8 protein-coding genes are annotated in these 16,547 nt (G+C 65.0%); 3 read left to right on the forward strand and 5 right to left on the reverse strand.

Annotation, left to right across the window (positions count from 1 at the left end; genetic code table 11):
- Positions 1 to 85: 85 nt before the first annotated feature.
- The 3 genes from ACSQ8Y_RS07660 to ACSQ8Y_RS07670 all read left to right on the forward strand — a co-directional run bounded on the left by ACSQ8Y_RS07660 (position 86) and on the right by ACSQ8Y_RS07670 (position 8,378).
- Positions 86 to 2,992, forward strand: coding sequence for a TonB-dependent receptor plug domain-containing protein (locus ACSQ8Y_RS07660; RefSeq protein WP_436265852.1), 2,907 nt, complete (start codon positions 86 to 88; stop codon positions 2,990 to 2,992).
- Between the two features lie 77 nt (positions 2,993 to 3,069).
- Positions 3,070 to 5,436, forward strand: a complete 2,367-nt coding sequence (locus ACSQ8Y_RS07665) for a hypothetical protein (protein WP_436265853.1) — start codon at positions 3,070 to 3,072, stop codon at positions 5,434 to 5,436.
- Positions 5,433 to 8,378 carry a heparinase II/III domain-containing protein gene (locus ACSQ8Y_RS07670; protein WP_436265854.1) on the forward strand — a complete coding sequence of 982 codons (2,946 nt, stop codon included), beginning with the start codon at positions 5,433 to 5,435 and terminating at the stop codon, positions 8,376 to 8,378. The genes ACSQ8Y_RS07665 and ACSQ8Y_RS07670 overlap by 4 nt, the downstream gene beginning before the upstream one ends.
- A 78-nt stretch (positions 8,379 to 8,456) precedes the next feature.
- Here ACSQ8Y_RS07670 and ACSQ8Y_RS07675 read toward each other — a convergent pair whose 3' ends face one another.
- From ACSQ8Y_RS07675 to ACSQ8Y_RS07695, 5 genes are all read right to left on the reverse strand, one after another.
- Positions 8,457 to 8,588 carry a hypothetical protein gene (locus tag ACSQ8Y_RS07675; RefSeq protein WP_436265855.1) on the reverse strand — a complete coding sequence of 44 codons (132 nt, stop codon included), beginning with the start codon at positions 8,586 to 8,588 and terminating at the stop codon, positions 8,457 to 8,459.
- 77 nt (positions 8,589 to 8,665) lie between these two features.
- Positions 8,666 to 9,331, reverse strand: a complete 666-nt coding sequence (locus ACSQ8Y_RS07680; protein ID WP_436265856.1) for an NF038129 family PEP-CTERM protein — start codon at positions 9,329 to 9,331, stop codon at positions 8,666 to 8,668.
- Positions 9,332 to 9,342: 11 nt separating this feature from the next.
- The gene (locus ACSQ8Y_RS07685) at positions 9,343 to 14,073 is read right to left on the reverse strand and encodes a discoidin domain-containing protein (RefSeq protein WP_436265857.1); all 4,731 of its coding nucleotides are present in this window, start codon (positions 14,071 to 14,073) and stop codon (positions 9,343 to 9,345) included.
- 385 nt (positions 14,074 to 14,458) lie between these two features.
- Positions 14,459 to 15,274, reverse strand: a complete 816-nt coding sequence (locus ACSQ8Y_RS07690) for a hypothetical protein (protein ID WP_436265858.1) — start codon at positions 15,272 to 15,274, stop codon at positions 14,459 to 14,461.
- 31 nt (positions 15,275 to 15,305) lie between these two features.
- On the reverse strand, positions 15,306 to 16,526 hold the full coding sequence (locus tag ACSQ8Y_RS07695) for a glycoside hydrolase family 88 protein (protein WP_436265859.1): 1,221 nt from the start codon (positions 16,524 to 16,526) through the stop codon (positions 15,306 to 15,308).
- Positions 16,527 to 16,547 lie beyond the last annotated feature (21 nt).

Here is a 16,547-nt window from a genome sequence, read left to right on the forward strand (position 1 = left end):
CTTTTTTTGGCTCGCGCAGGTTATCGATAACATTTGCAAGCGCACCTGGCGCCACCAGGTAATAAAAAAGAGAAAAGAGGAAGACATGAAGAAAAAGTTCACCCTGAACGAACGCCGCTACGCGGCCCCCAGGCCGCAGGTCGCGCTGGCCATACTGGCCAGCGCCGGCTTGCTCAGCGTGAGCGCCGCGCTGGCGCAGGAAGTCGCGCCGGCCAAGGAAAAGGCGAAGGCGGAGGCCGTTAAAAAGGAGGAGGTCAAAAAAGAGGCGGTCAAGAGCGACAGCCAGACCGTCATCGTGACCGGCACCGTGGGCGCGACCGAAGCCAAGTCGGCCAACGTATCGTACTCGGTGCTGGACGCGAAAGACCTGGGCAAGTTCGCGCCGATCAGCGCGGACGACTACCTGCGCGACATGCCGGGCGTGGTCGTCGAGACCAACGAAGGGGTGGCGCGCAACGAATCCTACACCCGCGGCATGAGCGTCGGCACCGGCAGCCCGACCACCGGCAACTTCTGGACCGCCATCCTGGAGGACGGCATGCCCGTGCTGCCGGTGCGCTTCAATAATTTCCAGGACAGCAGCTTCTTCCGCGCCGACATCGGCACCAGCCGCGTGGAATCGGTGCGCGGCGGCTCCGCCGGCACCTCGGTCGCTTCCTCGGCCGGCGCCGTATTTAACTTCATGCCCGGCGCCATCCAGCCCGGCGCGGCCATCCAGACCCGGCTCGGCTTCGAGGGCGAGGATCCGCACCTGTCGTGGAAGCAGGTCGACGGCTATTTCGGCTGGAAGAACGAGACGGGCGACCTGCGCGCCAGCCTGACGGGTTTCTACCGCACCTCGACCGGCGCGACCGACCCGGGTTACCCGCTCAACCTGGGTGGGCAGGTCAAGCTGCGCGTGCTGAAGAACTATGAGAGCGGCGATGCCACCGGTACCGTCAGTGTCACGGTCAAGCACCTGGACGATACCAATTCCTGGAATGGCCAGTTCACCCAGCCTGTGCACGGCTACGTCAATCCGGTGCCCGCGCCTGGCTTCGTACGCAGCGGCAATATGTTCCTGCATGGCGGCCAGCATAACGTGCCGACCGACCTGGTGGACGGCCCCGGCAGCACCCGTTACCATGATCCGGAAAAAGGCGCCAACTACAAGCAGGACGCCATCTGGCTGAAGTGGGACCACGAAACCGGCGGACGCTGGAGTTTCAATTCGGCGCTCAAGGCGCAGAACAGCAAAGCCTTGCTGCAGCAAGGCTTTTACGGCGCCGGACCAGGCTCGCTGTGGGGCAGCAATATTTTGCAGGATGCGTTCATCGTCAACCAGGGGCTGGCCAAGGTCAACGAGTCGGCCAACCTGAACCGCCAGGCGGGTTACTACGAGCTCTACGACATCGGCAGCGGCGCCGTGCGCGCCAAGATCTACAACAACGTGGGCACCTCGAACGGGGTCAACTACCGCACCGGCGCAGCATGTCCTGCCGGCGCCGCCGCCAGCCCCGCGCAATGCGTGGCCTACACCAATTTGCCGAACGCAAACTTCGACATGGCGGGCGGCATGGTGAACGGCGTCATGGTGCCGGCCGGCGGCGGCACCACCAACCAGGACGTGGTGTACGTCACCAATTCGAACTACGCCACCCGCGAGTCGAAAGACCTGATGCTCAACTTCCAGGCCAACTATGCCGGCGACAATTTCAGGCTGCAGGCCGGCCTTTTCGCCGTGCAGGCGAAGCAGGGCCTGGTGACGTATTTTAACGGCCGTGGCATCTCCGCCTTCGGCAACGGCGAAATCGCCAACCTGGGCGCGCGCTTCGTGACCGACAAGGGCACCTACCAGCTGACCGACGAGGGCGGCTGGGGCCGCATCGGCGGCGGCAACGTCGACGGGCTCACCCCCTATGTCTATTCGAGCCGGCAGCGTGACATCCAGCCTATGCTGGGCGGCTCCTGGTCGCCCGGAAAGTGGGACTTGAACGCCAGCTACAAGGGCAACCTGACCCTGGTGAAAACCCACACCGTCCCCTTCCTGACGGCGCCGCAGTCCTACGGCCCCAATTCGCGCAGCTATGGTGGCCTGGACGGCAACCCGCTGACCTGGTACGACAACCAGAACTACGTGCGCGGCGCAACGGTCGATGCGTCCAAGAAGGTGTATTTGAAGAACTACAGCGCCTCGGTCGGCTACAACCTCACGCCGCAGGACAAGGTCTACTACCGCCACAGCTTGGCCGGAAACAACATCATCGGCACCATCAACCGCTATCAAACCCAGTTCGCGGCCGACAACAAGCCTTTGTTCCCGCAGGTCGACCTGAAGCAGGACGAGATCGCCTACGTGTTCGGCCACGGCCCGGTCACGGGCCAGTTGACCGCCTACCGCACCGAAATGCTGGAGTGGATACAGCAAACGCCTGCGGCGGTCGACGGCAGTACCTATGTGGTGGAATACCTGAACCACTACCTGACGAAGGGCCTGGAAGGCTGGCTGAAGTGGCGTGTCACGCCCAACTTCAGCTGGAGCACCTCAGGCCTGTACTCGCAGGGACGCGCGATCGCAGTCGGCAACTGGTCTGCCGGCAGCCCCGGCCCGCAGGACGACCAGCTGACCATGTTCGCCGGCATCATGGCGAAGACGCCGCGCTGGGTGGTGTCGAACACGCTTTCCTACCAGGTGGGCGATGTCCAGATGAACTTGCGCCATCGCTTCATGGACAAGCGCAAGCTGAACAACAATCCGGCCGACCTGAACTACTTGCCGCAGCAGCGTAACTTCGACTTCTCGATACAGTACGCCGGCATCAAGAACCTGCAGATTGCATTGGACGTGCGCAACGTGCTCAACAACAAGTACATCAGCGCGTACGACACCATGCTGCCGACGGTCACCGGCGTCAACAAGAACGACATCATGCAGCAGTTGCCGAACTCCGGCGCATGGGACGTGATGAATCCGCCGCGCTCGTTCTGGCTGACGGCACGTTACGACTTCTAAGCGAAGCAGGCCGGCACGCTCGCGTGCCGGTTTTTCAACGCCGCCCGGACTGAGTCGCCACCTATACGGAAACAATCATGCATCTACCAACTTTGCGTCTGCGCGCGCTGCCGGGCGCGCTGGCGCTGATCATCGCCGCGTTCCCGCCGTCCGCGCGTGCGTCGGACACGATCGATTTGCTGCGTTTCGGGGACCCTGCCTCGGAACGGGCGCACGGCCTGGCAGCCGAGGCCAGCGAGGCCGCCGCCGGCGCGCTGGGCCAGCCGCTGCGCCGCTTCCTGCCGCTGGGCGGTGGCGAGTGGCGCGGCGGTTCGGCCGCGTTCCGGCTCAAGGTGCGCGGCGACGCGCAGAACTACCTCAGCGTGAAGCTGTGGGGGGAGGATGTGAACAGCAACCACGCCACCCTGTACTGCGACGGCAAGCAGCTGGGCCAACGGCATGCCAGCGACGTGGACATACTCGACCAGGGCAGCAAGTACGCGGTGGCGCCCGGGCGCTTCCATTATGTGACCCATCCCTTGCCGCTGGCGCTCACCAGGGGCAAGCGCGAAATCGCCTGCAGGATGCGGGCAAGCGGCCCGATCTGGCGCTACGGCGCCGAGTTCTCCCGCTTCCAGAAGCCGATGACCGAGCCCACGCGCGGCTTCTATGCGCTGCTCGTCCACGGCGGCAAGATGGTCCCGCTCGACAAGGTCGAGGGCAGGGCGCCCGCCGCGCCGGTACAGGCAGGCGGCGGCGCGGCCGTGCTGGAAAGAGTCCAGCAGCGTGTGGACGCGCAAGTGGCGCAGTTGTGGGCGGCGCAGCGGCCGCCCGGCCAACTGGAGATCGCCTTCCTCGGCAAGACCTTCGCTACGGCATGGAGCAAGGGGCACGCAGCGCCGCAGAACCTGGCCGCCATCGTGGCCGGCATCGACGCGATGTGGGAGAACTACAAGAAGGACCGCAGCATCGCCTACTACGACAAGGCGACCCCGAACGAAGGCTGGTTCGGTTTCGGCCTGATCGGCATGGCGCTGAAAACCACCGCGCCGCATCTGCAGGCGGAACTCGATGGGAAAGTGGCGGACGCCGACGGCCGCGCGATCAGCCGCCGCCAGGCGCTGGAGGCCATGTTCACCGACAGCCGCAAGTGGAACAAGGAGCACAGGCGCTTGTACACCAACCAGTCGATGATCAAGGATCTGTATGGCATCTGGTACAACAACGAAGGCCTGATCGCCATCGGTAGCGCGCAGGCGGATCCGCGCGAGCAGCTGCTGGCCTTCTTCTATGAGTCGGTCGGCCTGGCGCCGTGGACCGGCAGCGTCAACGAGCGCGGCGAGCCGACCTACGCGGCGGCGGAGGCGGACGCGAAGTTCGCGGTCGAAAAGGATTATTACGAAACAACGAAAAAAGGCTTGACCAAGGAACTGGGCTACGTCGGCGGCTACGGCGAAGTGCTGGACTGGGTGGCCGAGATTTACGACGCGACCCGCCCGTCCAAGGGGGCGCCGGGGGACCTGCGCATCCGCGAGCAACTGGTCAAGATCGCGCAGGCGCGCGGCTATTTCCGCTATCCGCACTGGGACGCCCAGGGCAACCGTGCGATGCGGCTGGAAGCGGCGATAGGCTGGCGCGACACCTACGGTCCCGGCGACGTGACCTATGCGCAGCGCGCGTCGTGGGATGCATCGCCGCTGCAGGTGGCACTGGCCACGCGCGATCCCAGGCTGCTCGGCTACGCGCAGCAGATGGCGGCGGACCGGCAGTTCTACCCCAGTGTGGAACACATGATGGAGGCCCCCGGGCTGCGCGCCACCATAGGCTTGATCGCCGTCGTCGAGGAGCATGCCGAGATGCAGGCGCTGCCGGCCCAGCCGCATGCCTTGCCGATGACGCCGGGCCAGCCGGATTTCGTGTTCGCCGACGAGGAGGACGGCGTGGTGGCCGTCAAGTACGGCGAGGACATCCTGTACGCCTCGCTGTACTGGCGCGCCAACTATGGCGTATCGGGCCTGGCCCGCGTCCACTACGTGACGCCGGTGACGGACCGTACTGCCACCGTGGCACTGGACCGCCAGGAGTATGAACCGTCCGGTTTGTTCTTCACCAGGCCTGACAATCCGCATATCAACGGCAGCCGCTTCAGCATCCGCTATCCGGACGACGGCGGCGTGTGGGGCGCGGGCGAGCGTCAGCCGGTGGCGAAACTGCCGCCCGGATCGAACTACGCGCCGGGCGAAGACAACGCCCACGCCGGCCGCGCCGACTATTACGAATTGCGCTACGGGCCCTACCTTATCGCGATGAACAGCTCCAAGGACAAGACGTTCACGCTGAAACTGCCACCGCGCAAGGGCATCGTGCAGGAACTGGTCAGTGGCGCCATGATAGGCCAGGGAAAAACCAGCCTGCCGCTAAAGGCGGGCACCACTGCGGTGCTCTTCCTCGGGAGCGGAAAATGATGGCATTGACAGCAAAGCGGGCGCTTGCCCTACCGGTGCGCCGGGCCGGACCCGCAGCCAGGCGGCGCGCGCTCAGCACGCGTGGGCTTGCGCTGGCCGTCCTGTCCATAGGCCTCGCGTTGCAAGCTTGCGCCAAGGCCGGGCAAGGTGGTCTACAGCCACTCCCCCAGGCGGTACTGGTGCCCGGCGTGGAGGCTGGACGCGAAGCGCTGCGGACGCGCATCGCCCGCGACGACGCCAGCGCCAAGCTGTACGAAGCCATCCGCGCGGGCGTGCAGCCCTACGTCGCGAGGCACGCCGGCGATCCGGCCTGGATCGTATCGCGCCTGCAGATGTACTGGCAGGCCAAGCATACGCAGGTCTACGTCAAGAATGGCTACTATGACCATGCCGAAGGCACGGCGCCGGTGGCCACCGTGCGCTTTACCGGCGCGCGCGACACCAGCACAGCCTATGCCACGCCGAAACTGGAGGACGTCAAACCCTACATGGGCGAGAACGACCTGCTCTATCTGCAGAACAGGAGCGCGCCCGGCCAGCCGTGGGAATGGGCAGCGCAGGCCAAGACCGGCCGCATCGTCGAGTCCATCAATATGCGCATCGCCGAACTGGCGCGCGATGCCGCCTTCGTCTACTGGTACAGCGGTGACGAGGCTTACGCCAAATTCGCCTACGACATCTTCGATACCTACATGAGCGGCTTGTACTACCGCGAGATGCCGCTCGACCTGAACCGCGGGCACGACCAGACGCTGGTCGGCTTGCAGTCCTTCGAGGTAATCCACGAGGACATCGCCGGACCGCTGGCCGAGACCTACGACTTCATGCGCGCCTACGCCGCTCAGCGCGCGGGCGACAAGCGCGCGGTGCACGAGGGCGCGTTCAAGAAATGGGCGGACCTGATACTGGCCAACGGCGTGCCCTGGAATAACTGGAATCTGATCAAGGCGCGCTTCGTGCTGCAGATTGCCGCCGTGCTGGGAGACGACGAGCACTATCCGGACAAGCACGGCAAGCGGCACTATGTCCAGGCCGTGATCGAAGGGAAAGGCGCGCGCCAATGGTCGCTGCGCCGGCTGCTCGACGCGGGCTACGACAGCAGGTCGGCCATGTGGAACGAGTCGCCCGGCTACTCGATGAACGTGGTGGGCGACTATCTGGAGTGCCTCGAGATGCTGGAACGCGTGTTCGGCATCGATCTGCTGCCGCAGATGCCAATACTGCCGCGCACCGCGACGGCGCTGCCGCAATACCTGCTGCCGAACGGCCGCACGGTCGGCTTTGGCGATACGCGCTACGACTATATGCGCACTGCCGCGATCGAGCGCCTGCGAAGCTATGCGGTGCAACACGGCCGCACTGCGGACGCCCGGTCATACGGCGCGCTGCTGGACGCGGTACGTAGCGCCGGGGACGGCCAGGCTGCGCGTGCGCCGCAGGGCGACAAGCTGCACTTGCTGCTCGGGGCAGCCGCGCCGGCCAACGCTGAGCCGCTCGCTGCGCCCGGTCTCGGCGCGCGGCCTGCGCCGGCGGCTGGCGCGCTGGCTGCCTATCAGACGCCGACCTACTACGCGCCCAACGCGAGCTGGCTGGTCCAGCGCAACGGCTACGACAAGGAGGGCGCGCGCGGCAACGCACTGGTGATCTCGCAGGTGGGTTCTTCAGGCAACCATGCGCACGCCAACGGCATCGCCATGGAACTGTACGCGCAAGGACTGAGCCTGGCGCCGGAAAGCGGGCGAGGCTCGGGATACTTCCAGCTCGACCACAAGGAGTACTACGCGCAGTTCGCCGCGCACAACACGGTCGTGGTGGACGGAAAATCGACCTATGCGTCGATGAAGAGCAACCACCCGCTGGCGGTGCAGGCGGTCTATCCGCAGCCGGGCACACCCGCTGCCGGCGCCTTCCCGCTGGTGACGTTCAGCGCTGTCGCGTTCCGCGAGCCGGAGACCGATGCAGACCAGCAGCGGGTGATGGGCACCGTGCGGCTTGATGACAAGACCGGCTATTTCATCGACATCTTCCGCTCGCGCCGGCGCGACGGTGCGGACCGCTATCACGACTACATCTATCACAATCTCGGCCAGTCGATGCGCTTCCTGACCCCGTCCGGAGAAGCGCTTGCCGTTGCCGCGTCGTCCAAGCTGGCGTTCGCCGACAACGACTTGATCGGCTATGACTACTGGTGGGACCGCAAATCGCTGACCTCGGGAGGTCCGCTCAAGGCGCAATTCGACCTTGCCCTGCCGGAGCGCAGCGTGAGCATGACGGCCTGGTTGCAGGGCGGCGCCAAGCGCGAGTACTTCTCGGTCAAGGCGCCGCCGTCAACCGCCTGGCCTGCCGGCATGCTGCCCGCCGGAATAGACGCCTTGCCTTTGCCGACGCTGGTGGTGCGCCAGTCCGGCCAGGCCTGGACGCGGCCCTTTACGGCGGTGTTCGAAGCCAGCGGGGGCGGCACCGGCGCCAGCGTGCTCGGTGTCGAGGAAATCGTCCCGGCTGAGGGGGCGGGACACGCGGTCGCGCTGCGCGTGAGCACGCAAGGCGGCCGCCGCCAGACCATCATGTCCGGCGACGGCGACAAGGCCAGCTATGAGCACGCCGGCCAGCGCCTGCTTGGACGCTACGGCATCGCCGCCGAGCGCGCAGGCGCGCTGGACTACTTGTTCCTGGGGCATGGCAAAGAGGTGGCCGGGCAAGGCTATGCGCTGAAGGCCGCCAAGGACGGCGCTTCCGCAGCGCTATGGCAGGCCGAGGGACGCTGGTTCCTGAGCGCCGGACAGCCGGTGCTGCTCAGCGTTCCTGTCGACGGCTGGCCGCGCCAGCTGGCCATCGTGGTAAACGGCAGCACGCTCAACGTGTCGGGGCGTGATGCCACGGCCGGCGGCCGCAGCGTCAGGGTGTACGCCTTGCCCGCCATGCCGCCGACGGCGATTCGTTGAAGGCAGGGGCAGGCAGCCGTGTAGAGAAAATCGTGGAGCAGCTTGCGCTGTCCACGATGATGCATCACGGTCGTGCCATCAGGCCGTGTAGAGCGCCGTGACCGCGGCCTGGTCGAGGGCGCCGCGATAGATGCGGAAATCGTCGATCTTGCCGTTCTTGCAGGCGGTGACGTCGGCCGCCGCCCAGCCGCCGAAGACTATCGATACCATTCCATCTTGAAAAAAAACGCCCCGCCTATCCTGTTACGGAAGGGCGGGGCGCTGCCATTCGGCTTGCTGGTTTAAGCTCAGGCGGCCAGTCCGAAGCCCATGCCCGCGCCGTGACGATGGCGCGGCGGGACGCTGCGGCGCCGCAAGACCAGTGCCATGGCGACCAGGCCGACGGCCATCAGCAGCAAGGCGGCCGGCTCGGGCACGACCGTCACGCTCTGGTTGGACACGGCCAAGCCGAGGCTGCCGCTGCCGCCCTGGGTGAGCGACGGCGTCCAGCTGAAATCGGCCAGCGCGCCGGTCGCCTGGTCGAAGGCGCCTTGCGGTGCGAAGGCCTCGTCGTATGCGGTCACCACGAAGTGCGACACATACTGGGTCAGCGGATCGTAGGCGCCGTCGAAGGCCAGGTCGAAGGACAGCAGGCCGCCGAAGGTGGCGGTGTGCGACAGGTAGTTGGGCGTGTCGTTGCGGAAGCCGAAACCGCCGGCCACCGCGGTCACGCCGAAGTTCAGGTCGATGCCGCCGAAACCGACCATATTGCTGACCACGGCGGTGGCCAGCGGCACGCCGCCGCTGGCGCTAAGCTGCATGTCCAGGTAGCCGCTGGCCGCGTTGAAGGTGGACGTGTCGATAGCCACGTGGATTACGCCGGCCGAGGCGAAACTGCTGCCGGCCGCCAGCGTTACCGCCAGCGCCAGGTGGCGCAGCAGGGAAGAGAAGCGATGCTTGATGTCGATATTCATATTATGTCTCCTTAGAAGTTGCCTTGGTACAGCGCAGGCGTGTAGCTGACGGTGCTGCGGGCCGGGTTGCTGAAGGTCAGCGGTACGTTGACGGTGGCGCCCGCGTTCAATGGGCCGGCCACGGTGACGTAAGGCGCGCCGGCGTTGCTGCCGCTGGCGTTGTCCAGCGTCAGCCCCGAAGTCAGGCCGTTCAGCTTGAGCTGCAGCGGACCGGGCAGCGCCGCGCCGCTGGTGTTGGTCACCGTCACGCTGCCGACGTATTTGCCGGTGGCGCGGTTGAGGGTGGCGCCTTGCTGCGTCATTTTCACGCTGGCGCTGACGTCCGCCAGGTGGTGTATGGTCACGGTAGCCGATTGCGCCTGCTCCACGTTGCCGGCCTTGTCCACGCTCCAGTAAGTGACCGTGTTGCCGCCTTCCGTCGTCAGCACCGCCGCCGTGCCGGTTTGCTGCGCGCCGCCGTTCACCTTGTAGTAGGTGGTGGCGACGCCCGAACCCGAGTCGCTGGCGCTGAAGGTGACGGTGGTGTCCTGGTTCACAGTCGCCGCCGGCGCGTTGCTGGTGGTGGTCGGCGCCGTGGTGTCCGCGCCCTGCACCGTGCCGTGGAAGCGCAGCTCGGCCAGGTTGCCGAACCAGTTGTTGCCGTTAAACACGCGGACATAGCGGTACGGTACGCCGCCGCCCACGGGCAGGGTTTGCCAGTCAGCCGTCGTCACCGCGGCCGCGGTCAAGGTGGTCCAGTTGGTGTTGTCGTTCGACCCCTGGACCACCGTGCCTTTTGCCCTGGCGGTCTGGTCTTGTCTCGCAACGAGTTCCACGCCGCTCAAGGTGGCCTGGTTGCCGGTCTTGAAGTCGAACGTGATGTAGCTGCCGGTGCCGAGGTTGCCGGTTCCGGTGCGGTAGTCCGTGGTCGTGCCCAGGTTGCTGTCGAACAGGGAATTGGTGATCGACAGCGTCGTGGCCGCCGTCCGGTTCACGGTGGAATCGATCAAGGTGGCGATGCTGGTCACGTTCTTGATCGTGTCCGCCTCGTCCACCAGGGTCAGCAGGGTGCCGTCCGTGGTGGCCGTGTTCGGGTAGCCCGCCTTGCCCGCCGCCGTCTTGTAGTTGATGGCGAAGGTCACCGCGCCTGCCGCCGTGCCTTGCGGCAGGGTGGCGGTGGCCGTGAAGTTGACATTGTCCGCCGTGGTCACGGTGGCCGGCACGCCCTGTATGGTGGCGGCCACATTGTTGATGGCTTCCTTGGCCGTGAACGCCACCTTGACCGTGTTGCCCGGCACGATGCGGGTACGCAGCGCCTGCGTCGACGAGATCGACGCGGTGGAGATCATGTTGACCGATTCAACCGCGCCATACATGCGCAGCTCGGCCATATTGCCGTACCACTGGTTGCCGTTGAGTACACGGATATAGCGGTATGGCGTGAGGCTGTTGATCTTCAGCGTCTGCCAATCCGACGAGCCGTTCGAGGCCGGGGAAATCGTGTCCCAGGTCGCGTTGTCGTTCGAACCCTGCACCACGGTCCCATTGATGCGCGAGGCGTACTGGTCTTGCCGGCCGATCACTTCGACCCGGTTCAGCGTGGCCAGGCCACCGCCCTTGAAGTCGAATTCGAGCCAGCCGCCGTAACCGGAGCCGTTGACGCGGAAGTCGGTGAAGGTGCCGAGGTTGCTGTCCAGCAGCGCGTTCATTTGTCCCAGCACGTCGGTCTGGTTGCGGCCGCTGGAGTCGCTCAGCGTGGTGAGGCCGATCGGATTGATCAGGCCGGTCTGGTCGGAAATGAACAGCGAGGAGCTGTCGGTGGTGAACAGGTACGGTTCGGCGTCGGCGCCGGCAGCCGTCTTGTAATTGATCACGAACTTGACCGTGCCGGTGGCGGCGGTGGCGTTCGCGACCCAGGTGGCGGTCCAGTTCAGGTTGTCGGTGGTGGTGATCGTGGCCGGCTGGCCCTGCACCAGGACATTGACGTTGTTGATCGCTTCCTTGGACTGGAACGTCACTTTCACCGTGTTGCCTGGAACGATGCGCTTTTTCAGGCTCTGGTCGGAACTGATGGACACGGACGAGATCTTGTTGACGGTCTCGTAGCGGGCGCCGAAGATGCGGAATTCGCCCACTTCGAGGATGGCGTAGGTCGGCGCCACCATTTGCAGCTTGAAGAAGCGGAAGCGCTGGTTCTTCAGGTCTTCCTGTACCTGCAGGGTCTGCATGTCGTCCGAGATGACGGTCAGGCCCGGCGTCAGACGGGTCCAGTTTTCGCTGTCGTTGGAGCCGAACATCGCCACGCCGCCTATCCGTTCAGGGAAGCTGGCGCGCACCTGCATCTGGAAGGTCGATGCAGAGGCCTTGAAGTCCGGGCCGAAGTCCATGATGTGCGCGAGGTTGGGCGCGTACGTGCCCGGCGCCGTCGACCAGGTGGTGGCCGCGTTGTCCAGCAGCAGCGGCACCGCGCTGCCGAAGGTGGACGTGGTGAACATGTTCAGGAAATTCATGCTGCCGTCGGCCAGCAGCGGGGTCAGTTCCTGCAAGCCGGTCACGGCGGTCGTCAGCGCCGTCAGTTTTTGCTGGAACACCGCGTCGCTGGCGCTGCCCGCCGCGTTGACGATGTCCGCATAAGCCGCGTTATAGGTGTCCAGGCTGGCCGACACGTACAGCGAATTGGGCTTATAGGCGGCGATGACGGTGCTGATGGCGCTCTGACGGTCGCCGGTCACCACGATCTTGACGAGCTTGCTGGTGACGGTGATGCCGTCGGTCGTGGTGACCACGAAGGAATAGGTGCCCGCCTGGGTGGGCAGCCACGAGAATGCGCCGGTGGCGGTGTCGAAGGTGGCGCCGGCCGGCAGGCCGTCGACCTGGTAGGTCAGCACGTCGGTGGTGCTGGCGTCGGTGGCCGCGAAACTGTGGTCGACTGCGGCGCTGGAGGTCGCATAGGTGACCAGGCTCAGGTCGGCATCGCCTTCCGTGAAGGCCGGTGCGGTGAAGGTGCCGCCCGAGACGTTGATGTGATCGATGTCGACGCGGGTGCCGGCGCCCTTGAACGTCAGGAACAGGACGTCGTACAGGCCGTGGTAGTTGTCGAGCGTGAAATTGATGTAGCGCCACTGACCCTTGGTGTCCGGCAGCGCGATGGTGTCGTCGAACGCTTCCAGCGACGCGACGCCGTTGGTGCGGATCTTCATGGCGAAGGTCTTGGTCGAATTGCCGTAACCCACCACCGCCAGCTTGGCGCCGGCCGCCGTGGTATTGACCTGCAGGTAGGACGCGGTTTCGTCCTGCATGGCGGTGATGTCGCCCTCGATCACCGTGTAGCGGTCTTCCACTTCGCGGTATGGGTCGGCGATGGGCTTCATCAGCAGTTGCGCGCCTTCGGCTTCGGCTGCCGCCGGCATGAACAGCCAGTAGTCGCCGCCGCCATCCACGCCGTCCCAGTTGTAGCTGGTGCGCATCGAGAACATGTGGCTGAAGTAGGGGGCGCGCTGCGCGATGTCGATGCCCTTGACGTATTTGTAGTAGTAGTACGGTTCCCAGGTGCTGGAGAACATGCGGCCGCGGTAGCCGCTGGCGATCTCGCGGTAGACCACGGTCGGCACGCCGTTGGCGTCGGTATGCGAGGCGGTCGGGACCCAGGCCGGCTGGTCGCCGGTCATGTAGCGACCGAAGTATTCGGCCGCGTCCAGGATGCGGTCGTTCAGGAATTCGTAGGGACCGACCGCGTCGGGCGCGGTGGAGGCGGTGCCGACTACGGGATCGACCTTGGTGTCCTGCGCGATCAGCAGGCGCGCCAGGATGCCGGCGTTGGTGATGTCGCCACCGCCGTGGGCCTGGTCGCGGCCCATTTCAACGTGCTGCACCACCGGCGTCACGGCTTCGCCGGTGACGTCGTTTTTCTCGACCAGGCGGAACAGCGCCTTGATGGCGCCGTTCTGGCCCTGGTCCTCGGCCGTCTTGTTCACAGTGAACCATTCCACGCCCTCGTTGTAGCGGGCCCGGTTGCCGGTGAAGATATAGCCCGACATCGCGCCCAGCAGCGGATACAGGTGCTGGTTCATGAAGCGGTAGTTGGTGTGCTGGAAGGTCTCGATGACCGGGTTGATCAGGTTGGTCGAGAAATTGGCCGTGTCCTGCTCGGTCCACGCCAGCGCGGGCGTCTGGCAGCTGGTGTAGCGCAGGATTTCGGCGGCGGCGACCATGCGCGACAGCGGAATGCCAGTGTGGATGTGCGAGTCGACGAAGTAGACGTACTGGGCCGGGTCCATCTGCGCCCAGATGCGGATGATGCGCATCGCGTTCGCGCGATAGGTCTCGTCGCCGGTGATGTAATACAGCAGCGCCTGGGTGTAGGCCTTCAGGCCGTCTGCGATGAATTTGGAATTGAAGCCCTGGCTGCTGAAGGCCAGGCTGCCGGGTTTGGTGGGGTCGCTGCCGGAAGCGTTGCTGGAGGTGGCCGTCTTCGACGCGGTGCCCGACAGCAGCATGGCGTTGAAGTGCGTGTTCCACGGTTCCTTTTTCGCCAGCACCTGGGCGCGCACGTTCTCCAGCATTTCCTTGGTCAGGCCGACTGCGGGGTGCTTGAAACCGTTGGCGTCGATGCTCTCGTTAATGGCCGGCTGATAGGCGGTCGCCAGCACGTCGATGGTGTCCGCAGCGGCTGCGGCGTGCGGCAAGAGCGTTCCGATGATGCCGATCGAAAAAAGCATGGCGGCGATGCGCGTGGGCTTGATGCGAGATCCCAGTCTTTTCATTGTGCTCCCCTGTCTCTTTATTTAGTTATTGTGGTGTTATCGATAACACGCATGGGCAAAAAAAATTTAACGCTTTGTGACACCGATTGCGTTGAACCAATTCTATCCAATTGTTTCAGCCGTTACTTATGCCTTTTTTACCGGCATGTATCAATTTCGTATAAGTTTATCGATAACCCGGACAATAAATTGATCACTTTGGCCAGGCGGCGGGCAAAAAAAATCGTGGAGCCAGCTTGCGCTGGTCCACGATAAAGCATCACGGCCGGTAACGTAGCCGCAATACGGAGATCTGGGCAGGGCCGCTATGCGATCAGCGGGCCCTGCGATAAATGGTCGTTATCGATAACAATTTTTTGCGTGAGGATACGGTATTGTGTCTCTTTTAGACAACAAGGATGCCCTGGAGTGAAGAGAAACGGTCTTCCGCCGACCAGCTGCCCTGCAAGCGGCCGTCGGCCGAGAACTCCAGCAGCTGGCGGCCCTTGCTGCCGTTGTCCGGTCCGTGGCCCTGCCAGTTCGCCACCAGCAGGCGGCCGTCGGGCAGTTGCTCGAAGCTGGCGTAGAAGAACGGCGCCACCGCGCCCGGCACCTTGTCCTGTGCGCCGAAGCGCTGGATGCAACGTCCCTCGTCGTCGAATATCGCCATGAAGGCGCCGTAGCCGGCCGACACCAGCGTGCCGCCGTCGGCGCGGCGCTCGGCCTTCCATGCGTGCTCGAAGCCCGGCTCGGCGTAGCGGCGCAGTTCCACCAGTTCCGGCGTGGCTTCCAGGATGTGGTCGTTCATGCACAGCAAGTATGTGCCCTGCGGGGTGGTGCGCATCAGGCGCACGTAGTCGCCGTCGCGGCGCGCCGTGTGGATCAGTTTCAGCTCGCGGTCCAAGGTCAGCACGTTGATGCCGCCGGTGCCGTCCAGGTTGAAGCCGGTGACCAGGGTGTTGCCGTCGGGCCGGCGGCATACCGCCGTCACGTCGACCCAGCGTTCGCACACGGCGGCCACGGTGCCGGTGGCGATCTCCAGTTCGAAGAAGCCGCGGTCGTAGCCGATCAGCACGCGGCCGCTGTCCAGGCGCTGCATGTCGCGCGCCAGCGGATAGGCGGCCAGGTCCCTGGTCCACAGCACGCCTTCTTTACCCGTGTCGACCAGGGAGAGTTGCTGGCGGCCTTCGTCGATCGCCAGGAATCGGTGTTCAATTTTCATCTTGGTTTCTGCTTGCTTTGTCTTTGATTAATTACCAGTACGGTTCCCAGGTGCGCGTCAGGCGCACCAGTGCTTCGAGATAGAAATAGTCGCCCCAGATGCAGCTTTCATCGACGCCGATGCCGTGCGGCTTGTGATACACGGCGTGCTTCAGCAGACCGCCGCCGGGCTGGCCTTCGGTGTTGACGTAGCGTGCGGACAATTCCTGCACCATGCCCAGCGCGGCCGCTTCGTAGCTGGCGCGCAGCGGGTCGAGCAGGGGCAGGTTTTTGGCCAGCTCCAGCAGGCCGCAGGCGGCGATCGCAGCGGCCGAGCTGTCGCGCTCCTGGGCGCCTTCGGTGAAGATCAGGTCCCAGTAGCAGATGCCGTCTTCCGGCAGGCGGTTCAGGTAGTAATTGGCCAACACTTTGGACAGCGCGATCAGGCGCGTGTCGCCGTTGTGGCGGTACACCAGCGGGAAGCCGGAGATGCCCCAGGCCTGGCCGCGTGCCCAGCACGAATCGTCGGCGTAGCCCTGGTGCGTCTTGCCTTCACGCGGCTTGCCGGTGGCGGTGTCGAAGAAGAAGGTGTGGAAGGTCGAGCCGTCCGGGCGCACGATGTGGCGCGCGGCCGCTTCGATATGCTGGTTGGCCGCGTCGCGGAAGGCCGTTTCGCCGCTGTAGTCGCTGGCCCAGTACAGCAGCGGCAGGTTCAGGTTGCAGTCGATGATCATGCGGCCGCTCTGCGCCGGGTCGTTCAGGTCGCCCCAGGCCTGGATGATGCCGGTGCGCGCGTTGTGGCGCTCGAGCAGCAGCCGGGCCGCGCCCATGGCCGCTTCGGCCGCCACCGCGCTGCCGGTCAGCTTGTAGGCCGACACGCAGGACAGGCTGTAGAGGAAGCCCAGGTCGTGGTGGTTGACGTTGTGGCGCTCCAGCTGGCGTTGGTGGAAGCTGCGTACGTGCACTTCGGCCGCGTCGCGGTAGCGCTGGGCGCCGGTCAGCTCGTAGGCCAGCCACAGCATGCCGGTCCAGAAACCGTTGGTCCACTCGCTGTTGTCCATGGCCGGATACACCGAGGCCACGCTGGACGGCTCGGGGAACTTGTCGCCGAAATGCGCCAGGTTGCGGTCGACGGCGGCCAGCGCTTGTTCGATCGCGCGGGCTATGCCGGCGGCGTTGGCGCTGTCCGGCGCCTGGCCGCCTGCGGTCCAGCGCCGCACGGCGGGGGAGGCCGCCAGCGTTTCGATGGCGGCGTTGTTCAGTGGGGCGGTCATGCAAAAACTCCTTGAAAACGG

Origin of the sequence: Pseudoduganella sp. LjRoot289, from assembly GCF_964252925.1 — a bacterium.
GTDB lineage: Bacteria > Pseudomonadota > Gammaproteobacteria > Burkholderiales > Burkholderiaceae_D > Rugamonas.